Below are 14,137 nucleotides of genomic sequence, written 5' to 3' on the forward strand. Positions count from 1 at the left end.
CGGGCAACTGTCACCGGCTACCTGGAGCCCGGCAGGACGCCAAGAATTCGAGGTGTGAGAGCGAGATCTGAGGCCCTGGCCCTGCTGGCGGGTGGCGGTACGGCGGACTTCGCGTTCCGGATCGCCCAGGTCGCGCTGCCGTTGGTGATCCTCCGCGAAACCGGATCGGTGGCGGCGACCGGATTGGTCGGGGGCGCCGCCGGCGTACCGGTGTTGCTGTCGCCGTGGTGGGCGCGGAAGGCGCGGCAGTGGGTGGATTCGGGACCGCGGCTGGCTGTGGTGGCACTGGTGTCCGCGATCGCATTGGCCTCGGTGCCGACCGCGGCGGGACTCGGCATCCTGTCGCCGGAGCTGCTGATCGTCAGCGGGCTACTGCTCGGCTGCGGCGACGCCCTCTCGAACCCGGGCCGCTCCGCATTGCTCGCCGACACCGGGGACCGCTGGGGCGAAGGCCGCGCGGTTCTCCTCCTGACCTGGCAGGACGGTCTCCGCCGGATGGGGATGCTCGTCGGCCCGGCGGTCGGCGCCCTGGCGGTGTCCTCCGGCTTCACGAACGAACTCCTGTGGGTGGAAGCGGCGGCCGTGGTCGCTGCGGGTCTTCTCGCCTGCACCGTGCCCGCGCAACGAATACCGGCAGCGCCGGGGGCCGCGGGTCCGGAGATGCCGTCCATCCGGGAGAGCCTTCGCGGCCGGACCGACGTGCTCTACGGCTGGATCGTGCGCGGGACCGGCTGCGTGACCTGGTTCGCGTTCACGCTGGGTCTGTCCGTGGTGGGCGAGGAACGCGGGCAGCCCGGCGTGTACCTGGCCGCCGGTATGACGGGGTACGGCGTGGGCTCGCTGATCGGCACCGCGGTGTCGCTGGCAGTCGTACGACGTACCAAGCCGGTCGTGACTGCCGCGGTCGCGTGGGGCTGGTCCGGACTGTGCTGGGTCGGGATGGGGGCCTGGACGACTCCGCCGGTCGTCGCGGGGATGGGGGCGCTCTCGGGCGTCACCGTGGTGATCGGCATCGCGGCGATCTCGGTGCTCATCACGCGGTCGTCCGAGGGCGCACAGCGGCGGACGCTGCTGTCGGGGCAGAGCGTGGTCGTGAACGCCGGCAGCGCCGCCGGGATGCTCGCCGGCGGACCGATCATCGGCGCGGTCGGGGCCGAGCACACGCTGATCGGCTCAGGCCTCGTCACCGCAGTCGTCGCGCTGGCGATCCTCGTCCGGAGCCAGACCCCAACTAATCGGGGTAGGCGGCTGCTGCCGGCGCGCCGACGATCGATGGCATGACGACAACCGTGAGTACGACAGAGAGCAACAAGACCGTGGTCCGGGGCTTCATCGACGGACTGTTCAGCGCTGGAGACCTCGGCGCCGTGGACACGTACCTGGCCGAGGACTTCGTGAACCACGACCCGCCGTTCGGTGTCACGCCGGACCGTGACGGGATGCGGAACGCGGGCCGGCTGATGCGGACGGCCTTCCCGGACTGGCGGAGCGAGCTGCACGCTCTGATCGCGGAGGGCGACATCGTCGTGGAGCGCTTCACGGCCGGTGGGACGCACCGCGGCGAGGTGATGGGCGTGCCGCCGACGGGACGACGGGTCACGCTGCCGGGAATCAACATCTTCCGGCTCCGGGACGGCCTGATCGTGGAGCGCTGGGGACAGCTCGACGATCTCGGATTCCTGCGGCAGCTCGGCCTGGTACCGGCGTAGTACCGGCGTAGCATCACGATCATGGGGGCGGGGGATCGCCTGGAGGTGCTGATCCGGCGCTGTTACGCGGGGCTGGACGCCGATCAGTTGCGTTCCGAGGTGCTCGCGCGGTTGCGGGGTGTACTGACGGTCGACGCGGCGTTCTTCGCGACGGTGGATCCGTCGACGGTGCTGTTCACGTCGGCGGTGGCGGACGAGCCGCTGCGCGCGGTCACCGAGCAGTTCCTGGCGAACGAGTTCGGGCAGGACGACGTGAACAAGTTCGCCGTCCTCGCCGGCGGGGCGGAGCCCGTGCGGTCGCTCGGGCAGTCGACGCGGGGCGACTGGGCGGCCAGCCCGCGGTACGTCGAGGTGATGCGGCCGCTCGGGCTCGGAGACGAGATGCGGGCCGCGCTGAGGTCGAACGGCAGGTGCTGGGGCGTGCTGTGCCTGCACCGCGAGGACGCCGGCGCGGGCTTCGCCGAGCACGAGATCCAGCTCGTACGACGGCTCGCGCCACATCTCGGTGAGGGGCTACGCCGGGGATTGCGGGAGGGGCCGGCAGAGGCCGGAACGACCGGGGCCGAGACGGTGCCTCGGGTCGGGCCTGGTGTCGTGGTGCTTGATGCAGGACTGCGGCTGGAGTCGGTGAGCACTGAGGCGGAGTACTGGCTCGACGAGATCGGTGCGCCGGGGGAGTTACCCGTCGCGGTGCGGTCAGTGGCCGCGCGGATGCACGCCGACCGATCGACCGCCCGGCTGCGGGTCAGGACGCGCCGTGGCGAATGGCTGGAACTGCAGGCCTCCGAGCTCGGCGAGAACGGTCAGACTGCCGTGGTGATCGAGCCGGTGACCGCGGCCGAGCTGGGGTCGCTGCTGCTCGACCTGCACGGGCTGACGCCGGCTCAGCGGCGGGTGACCGAGTTGCTGCTCCGTGGTTACTCGACCCGGCAGATCGTCGAGCGGTTGTGCCTGTCGCCGTACACCGTGCAGGAGCACGTCCGCGCGTCGTTCGACAAGGTCGGCGTCGGGAGCCGACGGGAGCTGGTGAGTGTCCTGCTCAGAGGGTCCGCATCACGCGGATGATGCGGCGGCGGAGCCAGACCCGCCGGGACCCGTCGGGGTAGCGCCTCAGCCGGGCAAGCTCCCATCCGCCGTACTCCGCGTGCTCGGTGAGCAACTTGCGCACCGCACCGCGGGACTCTGTCCTGGACACCTCGAACTGCTGTAGCTCGTACTCGGCCATCCACACCTCCAACTGCGCACTTCACGCACCCTCAGGAAACATCCTCCAGCGCCGCGACGATGGCGGGCGGCAATGTGAGCTCCTCCACACCGAGGACCGACTTCAGTTGTAACGCCGTCCTGGCCCCGACGATCGCCGCCGACACACCGGGCCGGTCCCGCACCCAGGTGAGTGCCACCTCGAGCGGGGTCCAGCCGAGCCCGTCGGCTGCGCGCGCGACCGCTTCTACGATGCCCGAAGCCCGCCCGTCGAGGTAGGGGTCGACGAACCGGGACAGATGCTGAGACGCCGCGCGAGAGTCCGCCGGGATGCCCGTGCGGTACTTCCCGGTGAGCACGCCCCGGCCGAGCGGGGACCACGCCAGGATGCCGATCCCGAGACCGGCGGCCGCGCGGATCGCGTCCACCTCGGCGTCGCGGGCGAGCAACGAGTACTCGACCTGGTTCGCGACCGGGACGGCGCGGCCCGGCCACGCCTGCTGCCAGGTGACGGCCCGGGCGGACTTCCAGCCGGCGTAGTTCGACACGCCGACGTACCGCACCTTGCCGGAGCTGACGGCGTGGTCGAGCGCGGACAGCGTCTCCTCCAGCGGCACGTCGTCGGACCAGGTGTGCAGCTGCCACAGGTCGATGTGGTCGACGCCGAGCCGGCGCAGCGATCCCTCCAGGTCGCGCAGCAGCGCGCCGCGGGAGGTGTCGGTGATCCGCTCACCCCGGCGGACGCTGAACCCGGCCTTGGTGGCGATCACCACGTCGTCGCGGTCCACGACGTCACCGAGCAGGGACCCGATCAGCCGCTCGCTGTCACCGTCCCCGTACGCCGCGGCGGTGTCGATCAGCGTGCCGCCCGCGGACACGAACGCGGCGAGTTGCTCGCGCGCCTCGTGCTCGTCGGTGTCCCGGCCCCAGGCCATCGTGCCCAGGCCGAGCCTGCTCACCGCCAGTCCACTGTGACCGAGATAGCGCTGCTGCATGGTCCGAGCCTATTGCGGCCCGCCGACAACGGCTCGCTAGGCTCGCCAGTCATGCGACTCGGACTCAACATCGGCTTCGTCTACGGCGGCGACGATCATCTGGACCACCTGAGGCTGGTGAAGGAGGCCGAGGCACTCGGTTTCTCGGTCACCTGGGCCGCGGAGGCGTACGGCTCGGACGCGGCGACGCTGCTGAGCTGGATCGCCGCCCAGACCACGACGATCGACGTCGGCGCGGCGGTCTTCCAGATCCCGGCCCGGACCCCGGCGATGACCGCGATGACCGCCGCCACCCTGGACCGGCTGTCGAACGGCCGGTTCCGGCTCGGCCTCGGCGTGTCCGGACCACAGGTCTCGGAGGGCTGGCACGGCGTCCGGTTCTCTCAGCCTCTGCTCAGGACGCGTGAGTACGTTGACATCGTGAACGCGGCCCTGCGGCGCGAGACGGTGGCGTACGAGGGGAAGTACTTCACGCTGCCGCTGCCCGACGGACCGGGCAAGGCGCTGAAACTGACCGTGCGGCCGATCCGCGACCACGTGCCGGTGTACCTGGCCGCGGTCGGCCCGAAGAACCTCGAGCTGGCCGGCGAGATCGCCGACGGCTGGCTCGGGATCCTCAACGACCCCGGCTTCCTTGGAGAGCAGTTGAACCACGTCAGGACGGGTCGTGCGACTCGTCAGAAGGACCTCGACGGCTTCGACGTCGTGGTCACCACGCCGCTGATGACCGGCGACGACATCCAGGCCGCGGCCGACCCGATCCGCGGGTACGCCGCGCTGTACATCGGCGGCATGGGCAGCCGGGAGAAGAACTTCTACAACGACCTCGCGGTCCGGATGGGGTACGCCGACGAGGCCAAGGAGGTCCAGGACCTCTACCTGGACAAGAAGCACCGCGAGGCGATGGCCGCCGTACCGTTCGGGTTCCTGGACTCGATCTCGCTGCTCGGCGGCAAGGAGCGGATGGCCGAGAAGCTCACGGCGTACTCCGAGGCAGGAGCGACGACCGTCGCGCTGACGCCGTTCGCGCCGACCGTCGAGCAGCGGATCGCCGACCTGCGGACCGCCGCGCAGGCGCTGGAGCTGTCCGGAGTCGGCAACTGATGACGATCTGGGACGCCATCATCCTCGGCATCGTCGAGGGCCTGACCGAATTCCTGCCGGTCTCCAGCACCGGGCACCTGACGATCGTGTCGAAGATGCTCGGGCTGAAGATCGACGACCCGTCGATCACCGGCTTCACCGCGGTGATCCAGATCGGCGCGATCGCGGCGGTGGTGCTGTATTTCTGGAAGGACATCAAGCGGATCGCGATCGCCTGGTTCCGCGGGCTGATCAAGCCCGAGTACCGCGGCGAGTTCGACCACCGGATGGGCTGGTACGTGATCGTCGGCTCGACGCCGATCGTGATCGTCGGGTTCCTGGCCCGGGACCTGATCTCCGGGCCGCTGCGCAGCCTGTGGTGGGTCGCCGGGGCGCTGATCGGGTGGTCGGTCGTGATGGTCGCGGCCGAGCGGCTCGGCCGGAAGTCGCGGCCGCTGACCCGGATCACGATGGTGGACGCGATCGTGATGGGCGTCGTGCAGAGCCTCGCGCTGATCCCCGGTGTGTCGCGCTCGGGTGCGACGATCTCGGCCGGTCTGTTCTGTGGACTGGACCGGGTCGCGGCGACCCGGATCGCGTTCCTGCTGGGCATTCCGGCTCTGGTCGGCGCGGGCATCTACCAGCTGAAGGACGCGCTGAGCGGCGACGTCGGCGCCGTACCGCTGATCGTCGGCACGATCGTCAGCTTCCTGGTCGCGTACGCGTCGGTCGCGTGGCTGCTGCGGTTCGTGGCCAAGCACTCCACCGAGGTCTTCGCGTTCTACCGCGTCCTGCTCGGCATCGTTCTGGTCATTCTGCTGGCGACCAGCACGATCACCGCCACCTGAGCTGGTTGAGTTACAGCCAGCCCACCTTGCGGAAGAAGCGGTACATGGTGAAGCAGACCACTGCCATCAGCAGGAGGATCGCGTAGTACCCGAAGTGCCAGCGGAGTTCGGGCATGTTGTCGAAGTTCATGCCGTAGATGCCGGCGAGCATGGTCGGGACGGCGGCGATCGCGACCCACGCGGAGATCTTGCGCATGTCGTCGTTCTGCTGCACCGAGACGCGGGCGAGGTGGGCGTTCAGGGCGGACGTGAGCAGGGTGTCGATCGCCTCGGCCTGGTCGGAGACCCGGCTGAGATGGTCGGCGACGTCGCGGAAGAACGGGCTCGCCTTCGCGCCCAGCCCGGCCATGCCGTGCGCGAACTGCTCCATCGGCTCGCGCAGCGGGTCGATGGCGCGGCGCATCTCCAGCACCTCGCGCTTCAGCAGGTAGATCCGCTCCGCGTCGCTGGTCCGCTCGGGGGAGAACACCGACGTCTCGATCTCGTCGACGTCGATCTCGACCTGCTCGGCGACGCGCTCGTAGTCGTCGACGATCGCGTCCGAGATCGCCCACAGGACGGCAGCTGGTCCGTGCCCGAGCATGGACGCGCGCTCCTCCAGCGCCTGCCGCGTGGTCGCGAGTTCGCCGCCCTCACCGTGCCGCACGGTCACGACGTACCGCGGTCCGATGAAGGCGGTGACCTGCCCGGTCTCGACGGCGTCGCCCTCGTCGACGTACCAGAGGGTCCGCAGTACGACGAGCAGCGTGTCGCCGAACCGCTCCACCTTCGGGCGCTGGTGCAGCTGCAGCGCGTCCTCGATGGCCAGGTCGTGCAGGCCGAACAGCCGCTGGACCCGCTTCATCTCCGCGTCGGACGGCTCGTGCAGACCGATCCAGCCGAACGAGTCGGCCTGGTCGTCGATGGCCTGGGCAACGGTCTCAGGATCCCTGGGCAGGTCCCGCCGTTCCCCCTCGGCATACACCCCGCAATCGACGATCACAACTCCATCATGGCACCACCACTTGCGCGGACCGGATAACGTGCACCTCATGCCCACGGTGATTCTGGTCCGCCACGGCCGTAGCTCCGCAAACACGTCCGGGACGCTTGCGGGCCGCACGCCCGGGGTCAAGCTCGACGACGCCGGCGTCGAGCAGGCCGCGGCCGTCGCACAGCGGCTGGCCGGCCTGCCGCTGGCCGCGATCGTCACCTCGCCGCTCGAGCGATGCAAGCAGACCGCCACCGCGATCGCGCAGCACCACGACGGGTTGCGCCCGGCAACGGACCGGCGGCTGACCGAGTGCGGGTACGGCGACTGGACCGGCAAGAAGATCGCGACGCTCGTCAAGGACCCGCTGTGGGCCGTCGTACAGCAGCACCCGTCGGCCGTCACGTTCCCCGGCGGGGAGTCGATGCGGGCGATGCAGCAGCGGGCGGTGGACGCCGTCCGGGCGCACGACGCGGAACTGGCGAAAAGCCATGGTGACAACGCGATCTGGGTCGCGGTCTCGCACGGCGACGTGATCAAGGCGATCGTCGCGGACGCGCTCGGTCAGCACCTGGACACGTTCCAGCGGATCGTCGTGGACACCGCCTCGACGACGATCATCACCTACACCGCGACCCGCCCGTTCCTGGTCCGGCTGAACGACTCCGGCAGCGAACTCGCGTCGCTGGTCCCTAAGCCGTCAGCGAAAGGCAAGCCCAAGAAGCAGTCGTCCGACGCGGTCGTCGGTGGACGGTAATAGGGTCTAGGTATGGCGCGAGTTGTGCACTCCTACGACGACCCCGAGCGGTTCGTCGCCGGCACCGTGGGGGAACCCGGTGCGAGGACCTTCTTCCTGCAGGCCCGGGCCGGGCAGCGGCTCACCTCGGTGGCGTGTGAGAAGGAACAGGTGATGGCGCTCGCCGAGCGGCTCGACGTGATGCTGGACGAGGTCGCCCGGCGGTTCGACCGTGACCCGGTCACGCCGACAGGTGTGGACGACACGGCGCCGCTGGAGCAGCCGATCGAGGAGGAGTTCCGGGCCGGCACCATGACGCTCGCCTGGGAGGCCGACGCCGAGCGGGTGGTGATCGAGGTGTTCGCGGTGGTCACCGGCGAGCAGGCCGACTTCGAGGAGGAGACCGACCCGGTCACCGCCGCGATGGAGTCCGACGACGCCGAGGTGTTCGTGGTCCGGATCACCGAAGAGCAGGCACGGGCATTCGCCCGGCGCGCGGTCGCCCTGGTCGCGTCCGGCCGCCCGAGCTGCCCGTTCTGCGGCCGGCCGATCGACGCGGACGGCCACATCTGCCCGCGGGCGAACGGCTACCGCAGGCACCTGCCGGAATGACCGCAAATCCCGAGCTCCTCGCCTTAGGGGAGTTGTCACTGCACGGCCGCCTGGTCGCCGCCTCGAACGGCACCTACCAGGGTTCGGTCAGCCTGTCCGGCGAGACCGCGACCGTGGTCTACAAGCCGGTCGAGGGGGAGCGCCCGCTGTGGGACTTCCCCGACGGCACGCTGGCCCAGCGCGAGTTCGCGGCGTACGTCGTGTCCGAGGCGCTCGGGTGGAACGTCGTACCGCCGACCCTGCTGCGCGACGGGCCGCTGGGCGTCGGCATGGTGCAGTTGTGGATCGACGAGGCCGAGCTCGGCCCGAGCGAGACCGAGCTCGTCGACATCGTTCCGCAGGGCCGCGTCCCCGACGGCTGGGTCGGCGTGCTGGACGCGCTCGACGGCCGGCACAACCCGGTCACGCTCGTGCACGCCGACACCGACGCGCTGCGCCGGATGGCCGTGTTCGATGCCGTGGTCAACAATGCCGACCGCAAGGGCGGTCACGTGCTGAACCCGGGCGACGGCCGGGTGTACGGCGTCGACCACGGCGTCACGTTCAACGCCGACGACAAGCTCCGTACGGTCCTGTGGGGCTGGGCCGGCGAGCCGATCCCGCCCGGGCTGCTGGACGACGTACGGCGTTTGGCGGATCAGCTGGCCGGTGCGCTCGGGCAGCAGCTGTGCGAGCTGATCACCACGGTCGAGCTGACCGCGACGCGGGAACGCTGCTCCACGTTGCTCAAGACCGGGACGTTCCCGTTCCCGAGCGAGGACTGGCCCGCGATTCCCTGGCCTGCCTTCTAGGTCGCTAGGGCTTCGGTTGCCCGCTGATGTTGCCGATGCGGCCGAGTTCGTCGAACTCGACGACGAGCGTGCTGCCGTTCGGCGCCGTTGCGCGGATGGCGTCCGGCGCTTCGTCGTACTGCACACCGAAGTGCTGCAGGTAGCCGCGGACGACCTGACGATGGTCGGACGGGAACACGTTGATCGCGTTCACCAGGAGCCGCGGCGTCGCGATCGCGTCGAACCCCGCCTGCGGGAGCTGCTCGTCCGCGACGTGCAGGTACACGTGCCCGCGGCCCTCGTTGATCGCGGTCGACCAGACGCCGCGGCCGCCGAGCACGGTCCCCGCGGTGATCGCCAGCATGATCGCCGCCTGCGCCGGCTCCTCGAACCCGCTCAGGTCCGGGCTGTCACTGGTGAACTCGGAGATCCCGTGCCGCTCGCCGAACTCGCGGATCGCGAGCGTCGGCGCGACGGCGGGAGCCTCCGGGCCGAAGCCCGGGTTCGCCCAGCCCCACAGCCAGGTGCGGTCGAGCTCCGAGAAGCTGCCGAGCAGCGAGATCCCGCCCAGCACGCCGCGCTCGCTGCTCAGCGTCCGCGTGTCGAGATCGGCCTGCAGGGAGTCCCGCCCGACCACCTCGTTGAACAGGTTCTGCTGCTGGATCGCGGCGGCGGCGATCCACCCGCCGTACGCCTGGAACTCAGGACTGAAATCAGCACTCATCGTCCGCGAGGCTATCCGCAGCCGGGGTGCACCGGCACGACCCGACCACGGAATGGAACCGTGTCGCGTCATTGAAAATCGGACTGGCATAAGCTCCGACACATGCAGGCGTGGACGAAACCAGACATCCCGGTCGTGCCGGGTCCGGCCCGGCGGCTTCGCCTGTACGACACCGCGTCCCGCGGTCCGGTCGAGGTGCCGCCCGCCACCTCGACCACCGAGGGCGGGACCGCCCGGATGTACGTGTGCGGCATCACGCCGTACGACGCGACGCACATGGGGCACGCGGCGACGTACGTGACGTTCGACCTGATCAACCGGCTCTGGCGCGACGCCGGGTACGACGTGGTGTACACGCAGAACATCACCGACGTCGACGACCCGCTGCTCGAGCGCGCGACCGCGACCGGTGTCGAGTGGACCGATCTCGCGGCGCGGGAGATCCAGCTGTTCCGCGACGACATGACCGCGCTGCGGGTGATCCCGCCGCAGCACTACATCGGCGTGGTCGAGTCGATCGACCTGGTCGCGGACGCGGTCGAGGATCTGCGGAAGGCCGGCGCGGTGTACTCCGTCGACGGCGACCTGTACTTCGCGGTGAAGGCGGATCCGGCGTTCGGCGGCGAGTCGAACTACGACCGGGAGACGATGCTCGAGCTGTTCGCGGAGCGCGGTGGCGACCCGGACCGGGAGGGCAAGCGCGACCCGCTGGACAGTCTGCTGTGGCGGCACGAGCGGCCGGGGGAGCCGGCCTGGGACTCGAGCCTGGGCCGCGGGCGTCCGGGCTGGCATGTCGAGTGCTCGGCGATCGCGCTGAAGTACCTCGGTATGACGTTCGACGTCCAGGGCGGCGGATCGGACCTGATCTTCCCGCATCACGAGATGTCGGCGAGCGGCGCGCAGGTGGCGACGGGGAAACACCCGTTCGCGCGCGCGTACGTGCACCAGGCGATGGTCGGCCTGGACGGCGAGAAGATGTCCAAGTCCAGGGGCAACCTGGTGCTGGTGTCGAAGGAGCGGCTGGCCGGTGCGGACCCGATGGCGATCCGCCTGGCGCTGCTGAACCACCACTACCGGACCGACTGGTTCTGGATGCCGTCGGACCTCACCGACGCGCAGGCGCGGCTGGACGTCTGGCGCGCGGCGATCGGGCGGGGCTCGGGACCGGACGGTGCGGCTGCGGTGGACGCCGTACGGGCGGCTCTGACCAACGATCTGGACAGCGCTGGTGCGTTGGCTGCGGTGGATGCTTGGGCCGAGGGCGAAGGTGATGACCACGAGGCACCTGCCCTGATCGCCCAGGCATGTGATGCCTTGCTGGGTGTGAAGCTCTAGCCCCGATTGCCAGCACCCCGAAGCGCGAACGCCCGACTGCGAGGACCCGGAAGCGCGAACGCCCGACGGCTCAGGCCGTCGGGCGTTCGTTGTGTTCTGAAGGTCAGCCGGTGACCGGGTGGTGGGTCTTCACCGGGGTCGGGACCGGCGCGGACGGCGGGGTCTCGACCTGGGCCGGCGCCGGGTTCGCGGGCTCGGGCACCGGCTTCGGCTTCGCGGCCGGCTTGGCACAGGTGGCCGACGCGAGGTTGATAGTCTCGGCCCCGCCGCCGAGGTCGATGCTCAGCCCGGTGATCGTGAACGCGCCGTCCGAGTGCTTGCCCTGGCTGTTGACCTTGATCGTCGCCAGCGGTGCGGCCGGCAGCGTCGCGCCCTGCTTGGTGCTCGGAAGCTTGACCGTCTGGCCGAGCAGCGTCAGCGTGCCGATGTCGACGCCGCCCTGGTCACCGGAGCACCACACATTCAGCGAGTCGATGGCGAGCAGCGCCTTCGGCGGTGTGAGCAGCAGGTTGCACAGGTCCGGCAGGTTCTTCACCGGCAGGTCCTTGGTGCTCAGCTGCGGCAGGGGCAGGCCCACGTCGGGCAGCGCGAGATCCGGGAGCGGCACCTCCTCGGCGCCGGTCTTCGGCAGGTTAGAGCACTGCTGCTTGAGCTCCGGCGGGACCTTCACCTGGCTGAGGATGTCCGGACCGACGACGACGTCGAACAGTTCCACCGAGGCGGAGTCGTTGCCGGCGGTCGCCGTACCGGCCCTGACCGAGATCAGCGGGTTCTGCGGGAGCTCGAGCGCGGAGGTCGTCCGCCGCTTGCCGTCCGGCGACTCCGCGTACGGCGTCTTCGGGATCGGCACCTGGCCCTCGGCGCTCACGGCGTACGCCGAGGACGGGCGCGCCGCCGCGTTGCCGGCCGGAGCGCTCGCGACCAGGCTGAACGTCACGACGCCCGCCACGGCCGCGGCCGTCAGCACCGTCGGAGTCAGACGCCCCCTCAACTGTCGTCGCATCGGAATCTCCTTATTTGCTGTCGATCAGGACGAGCGTCCCGAGCGGAATCTTCTGCAGGTGGGCGAGCGCAGCCTTCGGCACCCGGACGCAGCCGGCACTGATCGCGGCGCCGAACACGCGGGGATTCGGCCAGCCGTGGATCGCGACCGTACCAGGTCCGCCACCGAACGTGTCCAAGGTGGGACTGTGCGCACCCAGCGGCAGCACGATCGGCGAGGCGGAGCGGGTCTGGTCGACGATCGAGCCGAGCAGGAACGTCCGGCCGGGCGGCGTCGGCGTCTTCTTGGCGCCGACGCCGGCCTTCCAGGTGCCGAGGCTCTTGTTGTTCAGGAAGAGCTCCAGCGTCCGCGAGCTGGTGTGCACGCGGATCAGGTACGGCGAGGTGGCCCGGTCCAGGTCCTCGTCCAGGAGCCAGCCGGTGGACCGGTTGGGTTTGGAGGGGAGCAGGACCCGGACCCAGCCGTCGGTCTGCTCCACCACCGGCAGCCAGGTCGGACCGAACTGGGTCGGCCCGATCTTGCCGAACGCGTCCGCGTCCGGGGCGCTGTAGAGCGCCGTCTCGGCGCGCGGATGGACGACCAGGCCGGTCGTGCCGGCGAACGGCTGGGTGTCGAGCGGCGCGGTCGCGATCGTGGTCGAGGTCGTCGACGGGGAGAGCGTGCTCAGGTCGACCGACGGGCGGCGGTCCTTGTCGCCGAAGATGCCGACCGCCGCGACGATCCCGAGCAGGACGAGCACGGCCAGCGCAGGGACGGAGGTGCCACCCCGCTCGTCGCGCCGATCGCGCATGTCATGACTCCCCGTGATCCCGGTGACGGCGGACCGTCACCCCCCAGTTGTCCGGTCGAGAATAAACCCACTGGTAACAACGGTCCACACCCCGCGAGGGTTACACCGCCGCGTAGTGCGTCGCGATCTCGTCACTTGTCGTCAACCAGACGTCACTCTGCGAGGCGACGTACTCCAGAGCGAGATCCAGGTACTTCGCCCGGAACGGCTGACCGATCACGAACGGGTGCAGCGCGAGCGCCATCACCCGGCCCGAGTCGGCGGACTCGTCACGGAGTACGTCGTACTGGTCCTTCACCATCTGCAGGAAGTCCGGGCCGGTGAGTCCGCGGAGGAACACGCCCAGATCGTTGAGCTCGACGGTGTACGGGACGCTGAGCATGCCCGGGACGTTCAGGCGGTACGGCTGGTCGTCGTTGGTCCAGTCGAGGACGTAGCCGTACCCGAGCTCGGACAGCAGTTGTGGGGTGTTGTGGGTCTCGGTGAGCGCGGGGCCCATCCAGCCCTTCGGCCGCTGCCCGGTCGCGGTCTCGATGGTCTCGGTGATGTCGGTGAGGACGCGGCGCTCCTCGTCGAGCTCGTAGCCGGTGTGCAGGGTCGTGTTGGTGCGGCCGTGCGCCAGCCAGGCCCAGTTCCGCTCGGTGCCGGCCTTGATGATCTGCGGGTTGTCCTCGGCCACCTGCGAGTTGAGGAGCACGCTCGCGCGCAGGCCGTGTTTGTCGAGGATGTCCATCGTGCGCCAGACGCCGACGCGGGCGCCGTAGTCACGCCAGCCGTGGTTCAGCGGGTCGGGCTTGATGTCCATCGGCCAGATGCTGGTGGAGGGCTGGTCGGGGAGGAAGGTCTCGATGTTGAGGCCGACGTAGAACGCCACGCGTTTGCCGTCGGGCCAGTGCAGGGCGGGCCGTTCGGGGAGGGGGCTGTAGTCGTAGAGCGTCATGTTTCGACGGTAAAGTCTGACATCAGTGTCAGGTTCAAGTCCGGAGGTCGGCGATGCGGATCGGAGAGCTGGCGCGGCGGACCGGCGTGAGTGAACGGTCGCTGCGGTACTACGAGGCGCAGGGCCTGCTGGTGTCCGAGCGGACGCCGGGCGGGCAGCGGGAGTACGCCGAGCGCGCCGTCGATCGGGTGATCCTGATCCAGGAGCTGTTCGCGGCCGGGCTGCACAGCAAGAAGATCGCGGAGTTGCTGCCGTGCATGCGGGACCCGGACGGCGGACCGAGCGAGCGCGCCACGCCCGAGCTGGTCACCGAGCTGACGGCCGAACGGGACCGCATCGACCGGATGATCGCCGACCTCTCCACGTCCCGCGCCGTCCTCGACGACGTCATCACCACCGCGACGCGCGAACTCGCCTAG

17 protein-coding genes are annotated in these 14,137 nt (G+C 70.0%); 10 read left to right on the forward strand and 7 right to left on the reverse strand.

Annotated elements, in window-relative coordinates; all coding sequences use genetic code 11:
- Window positions 1-54 precede the first annotated feature (54 nt).
- Genes BJY22_RS25160 through BJY22_RS25170 form a run of 3 tightly spaced genes read left to right on the forward strand, consistent with a single transcriptional unit; the run spans window position 55 to window position 2,774 of the window.
- Complete coding sequence (locus BJY22_RS25160) at window positions 55-1,281, forward strand: MFS transporter (RefSeq protein ID WP_167210900.1); 1,227 nt, start codon at window positions 55-57, stop codon at window positions 1,279-1,281.
- Window positions 1,278-1,709: an ester cyclase gene (locus BJY22_RS25165; protein WP_167210909.1), complete on the forward strand. Its 432-nt coding sequence runs from the start codon at window positions 1,278-1,280 to the stop codon at window positions 1,707-1,709. The genes BJY22_RS25160 and BJY22_RS25165 overlap by 4 nt, the downstream gene beginning before the upstream one ends.
- A gap of 21 nt (window positions 1,710-1,730) precedes the next feature.
- A complete protein-coding gene (locus BJY22_RS25170; RefSeq protein ID WP_167210911.1) occupies window positions 1,731-2,774 on the forward strand; it encodes a LuxR C-terminal-related transcriptional regulator in 1,044 nt (347 codons plus the stop codon).
- Here the strand turns inward: BJY22_RS25170 and BJY22_RS25175 are convergent.
- Together BJY22_RS25175 and BJY22_RS25180 are read right to left on the reverse strand one after the other, a co-directional pair.
- Complete coding sequence (locus BJY22_RS25175) at window positions 2,749-2,934, reverse strand: DUF5703 family protein (protein ID WP_130385444.1); 186 nt, start codon at window positions 2,932-2,934, stop codon at window positions 2,749-2,751. The two genes, BJY22_RS25170 and BJY22_RS25175, sit on opposite strands and share 26 nt — an antisense overlap.
- Window positions 2,935-2,965: 31 nt before the next feature.
- Window positions 2,966-3,907, reverse strand: a complete 942-nt coding sequence (locus BJY22_RS25180; RefSeq protein ID WP_167210913.1) for an aldo/keto reductase — start codon at window positions 3,905-3,907, stop codon at window positions 2,966-2,968.
- Window positions 3,908-3,958: 51 nt separating this feature from the next.
- Between BJY22_RS25180 and BJY22_RS25185 the strand changes: the two genes are divergently transcribed.
- Complete coding sequence (locus BJY22_RS25185) at window positions 3,959-5,011, forward strand: LLM class F420-dependent oxidoreductase (protein ID WP_167210915.1); 1,053 nt, start codon at window positions 3,959-3,961, stop codon at window positions 5,009-5,011.
- Complete coding sequence (locus BJY22_RS25190) at window positions 5,011-5,838, forward strand: undecaprenyl-diphosphate phosphatase (protein WP_167210917.1); 828 nt, start codon at window positions 5,011-5,013, stop codon at window positions 5,836-5,838. Before BJY22_RS25185 ends, BJY22_RS25190 begins: the two co-directional genes overlap by 1 nt.
- Window positions 5,839-5,848: 10 nt before the next feature.
- Here BJY22_RS25190 and corA read toward each other — a convergent pair whose 3' ends face one another.
- Window positions 5,849-6,820 carry a magnesium/cobalt transporter CorA gene (corA, locus tag BJY22_RS25195; RefSeq protein WP_337758999.1) on the reverse strand — a complete coding sequence of 324 codons (972 nt, stop codon included), beginning with the start codon at window positions 6,818-6,820 and terminating at the stop codon, window positions 5,849-5,851.
- Between the two features lie 49 nt (window positions 6,821-6,869).
- On the opposite strand from corA, the gene BJY22_RS25200 reads away from it, so the two are divergent.
- The 3 genes from BJY22_RS25200 to BJY22_RS25210 are packed head-to-tail and all read left to right on the forward strand — an operon-like array spanning window position 6,870 to window position 8,947.
- Entirely contained in the window at window positions 6,870-7,565 is a 696-nt protein-coding gene (locus BJY22_RS25200) for a histidine phosphatase family protein (protein WP_167210921.1), read from the forward strand.
- 12 nt (window positions 7,566-7,577) lie between these two features.
- Window positions 7,578-8,156, forward strand: coding sequence for a DUF3090 domain-containing protein (locus tag BJY22_RS25205; protein ID WP_167210923.1), 579 nt, complete (start codon window positions 7,578-7,580; stop codon window positions 8,154-8,156).
- Window positions 8,153-8,947 (forward strand): SCO1664 family protein, encoded by a 795-nt coding sequence (locus tag BJY22_RS25210; RefSeq protein ID WP_167210925.1) that lies wholly within the window; start codon window positions 8,153-8,155, stop codon window positions 8,945-8,947. The genes BJY22_RS25205 and BJY22_RS25210 overlap by 4 nt, the downstream gene beginning before the upstream one ends.
- A gap of 4 nt (window positions 8,948-8,951) precedes the next feature.
- Here the strand turns inward: BJY22_RS25210 and BJY22_RS25215 are convergent, their stop codons facing one another.
- Window positions 8,952-9,650, reverse strand: a complete 699-nt coding sequence (locus BJY22_RS25215) for a DUF6882 domain-containing protein (RefSeq protein WP_167210927.1) — start codon at window positions 9,648-9,650, stop codon at window positions 8,952-8,954.
- A 102-nt stretch (window positions 9,651-9,752) separates the two neighbouring features.
- Here BJY22_RS25215 and mshC point away from each other — a divergent pair, with 102 nt between their 5' ends.
- A complete protein-coding gene (gene mshC, locus BJY22_RS25220; protein ID WP_167210929.1) occupies window positions 9,753-10,985 on the forward strand; it encodes a cysteine--1-D-myo-inosityl 2-amino-2-deoxy-alpha-D-glucopyranoside ligase in 1,233 nt (410 codons plus the stop codon).
- A gap of 103 nt (window positions 10,986-11,088) precedes the next feature.
- Here mshC and BJY22_RS25225 read toward each other — a convergent pair whose 3' ends face one another.
- The 3 genes from BJY22_RS25225 to BJY22_RS25235 form a co-directional block, all read right to left on the reverse strand.
- Entirely contained in the window at window positions 11,089-11,988 is a 900-nt protein-coding gene (locus tag BJY22_RS25225; protein WP_167210932.1) for a hypothetical protein, read from the reverse strand.
- Window positions 11,989-11,998: 10 nt separating this feature from the next.
- Window positions 11,999-12,778, reverse strand: a complete 780-nt coding sequence (locus BJY22_RS25230; RefSeq protein ID WP_167210936.1) for a L,D-transpeptidase — start codon at window positions 12,776-12,778, stop codon at window positions 11,999-12,001.
- 100 nt (window positions 12,779-12,878) lie between these two features.
- On the reverse strand, window positions 12,879-13,718 hold the full coding sequence (locus BJY22_RS25235; RefSeq protein ID WP_167210939.1) for a polysaccharide deacetylase family protein: 840 nt from the start codon (window positions 13,716-13,718) through the stop codon (window positions 12,879-12,881).
- Window positions 13,719-13,771: 53 nt separating this feature from the next.
- On the opposite strand from BJY22_RS25235, the gene BJY22_RS25240 reads away from it, so the two are divergent.
- On the forward strand, window positions 13,772-14,137 hold the full coding sequence (locus BJY22_RS25240) for a MerR family transcriptional regulator (RefSeq protein ID WP_167210942.1): 366 nt from the start codon (window positions 13,772-13,774) through the stop codon (window positions 14,135-14,137).

The organism is Kribbella shirazensis (assembly GCF_011761605.1).
GTDB classification, from domain to species: domain Bacteria; phylum Actinomycetota; class Actinomycetes; order Propionibacteriales; family Kribbellaceae; genus Kribbella; species Kribbella shirazensis.

Coding starts and splice junctions, on each gene's coding strand:
- BJY22_RS25165 (WP_167210909.1), top strand. CDS start 1,278: ATGACGACAACCGTGAGTACGACAGAGAGCAACAAGACCGTGGTCCGG.
- BJY22_RS25170 (WP_167210911.1), top strand. CDS start 1,731: ATGGGGGCGGGGGATCGCCTGGAGGTGCTGATCCGGCGCTGTTACGCG.
- BJY22_RS25175 (WP_130385444.1), bottom strand. CDS start 2,934: ATGGCCGAGTACGAGCTACAGCAGTTCGAGGTGTCCAGGACAGAGTCC.
- BJY22_RS25180 (WP_167210913.1), bottom strand. CDS start 3,907: ATGCAGCAGCGCTATCTCGGTCACAGTGGACTGGCGGTGAGCAGGCTC.
- BJY22_RS25185 (WP_167210915.1), top strand. CDS start 3,959: ATGCGACTCGGACTCAACATCGGCTTCGTCTACGGCGGCGACGATCAT.
- BJY22_RS25190 (WP_167210917.1), top strand. CDS start 5,011: ATGACGATCTGGGACGCCATCATCCTCGGCATCGTCGAGGGCCTGACC.
- BJY22_RS25200 (WP_167210921.1), top strand. CDS start 6,870: ATGCCCACGGTGATTCTGGTCCGCCACGGCCGTAGCTCCGCAAACACG.
- BJY22_RS25205 (WP_167210923.1), top strand. CDS start 7,578: ATGGCGCGAGTTGTGCACTCCTACGACGACCCCGAGCGGTTCGTCGCC.
- BJY22_RS25210 (WP_167210925.1), top strand. CDS start 8,153: ATGACCGCAAATCCCGAGCTCCTCGCCTTAGGGGAGTTGTCACTGCAC.
- BJY22_RS25215 (WP_167210927.1), bottom strand. CDS start 9,650: ATGAGTGCTGATTTCAGTCCTGAGTTCCAGGCGTACGGCGGGTGGATC.
- mshC (WP_167210929.1), top strand. CDS start 9,753: ATGCAGGCGTGGACGAAACCAGACATCCCGGTCGTGCCGGGTCCGGCC.
- BJY22_RS25225 (WP_167210932.1), bottom strand. CDS start 11,988: ATGCGACGACAGTTGAGGGGGCGTCTGACTCCGACGGTGCTGACGGCC.
- BJY22_RS25230 (WP_167210936.1), bottom strand. CDS start 12,778: ATGCGCGATCGGCGCGACGAGCGGGGTGGCACCTCCGTCCCTGCGCTG.
- BJY22_RS25235 (WP_167210939.1), bottom strand. CDS start 13,718: ATGACGCTCTACGACTACAGCCCCCTCCCCGAACGGCCCGCCCTGCAC.
- BJY22_RS25240 (WP_167210942.1), top strand. CDS start 13,772: ATGCGGATCGGAGAGCTGGCGCGGCGGACCGGCGTGAGTGAACGGTCG.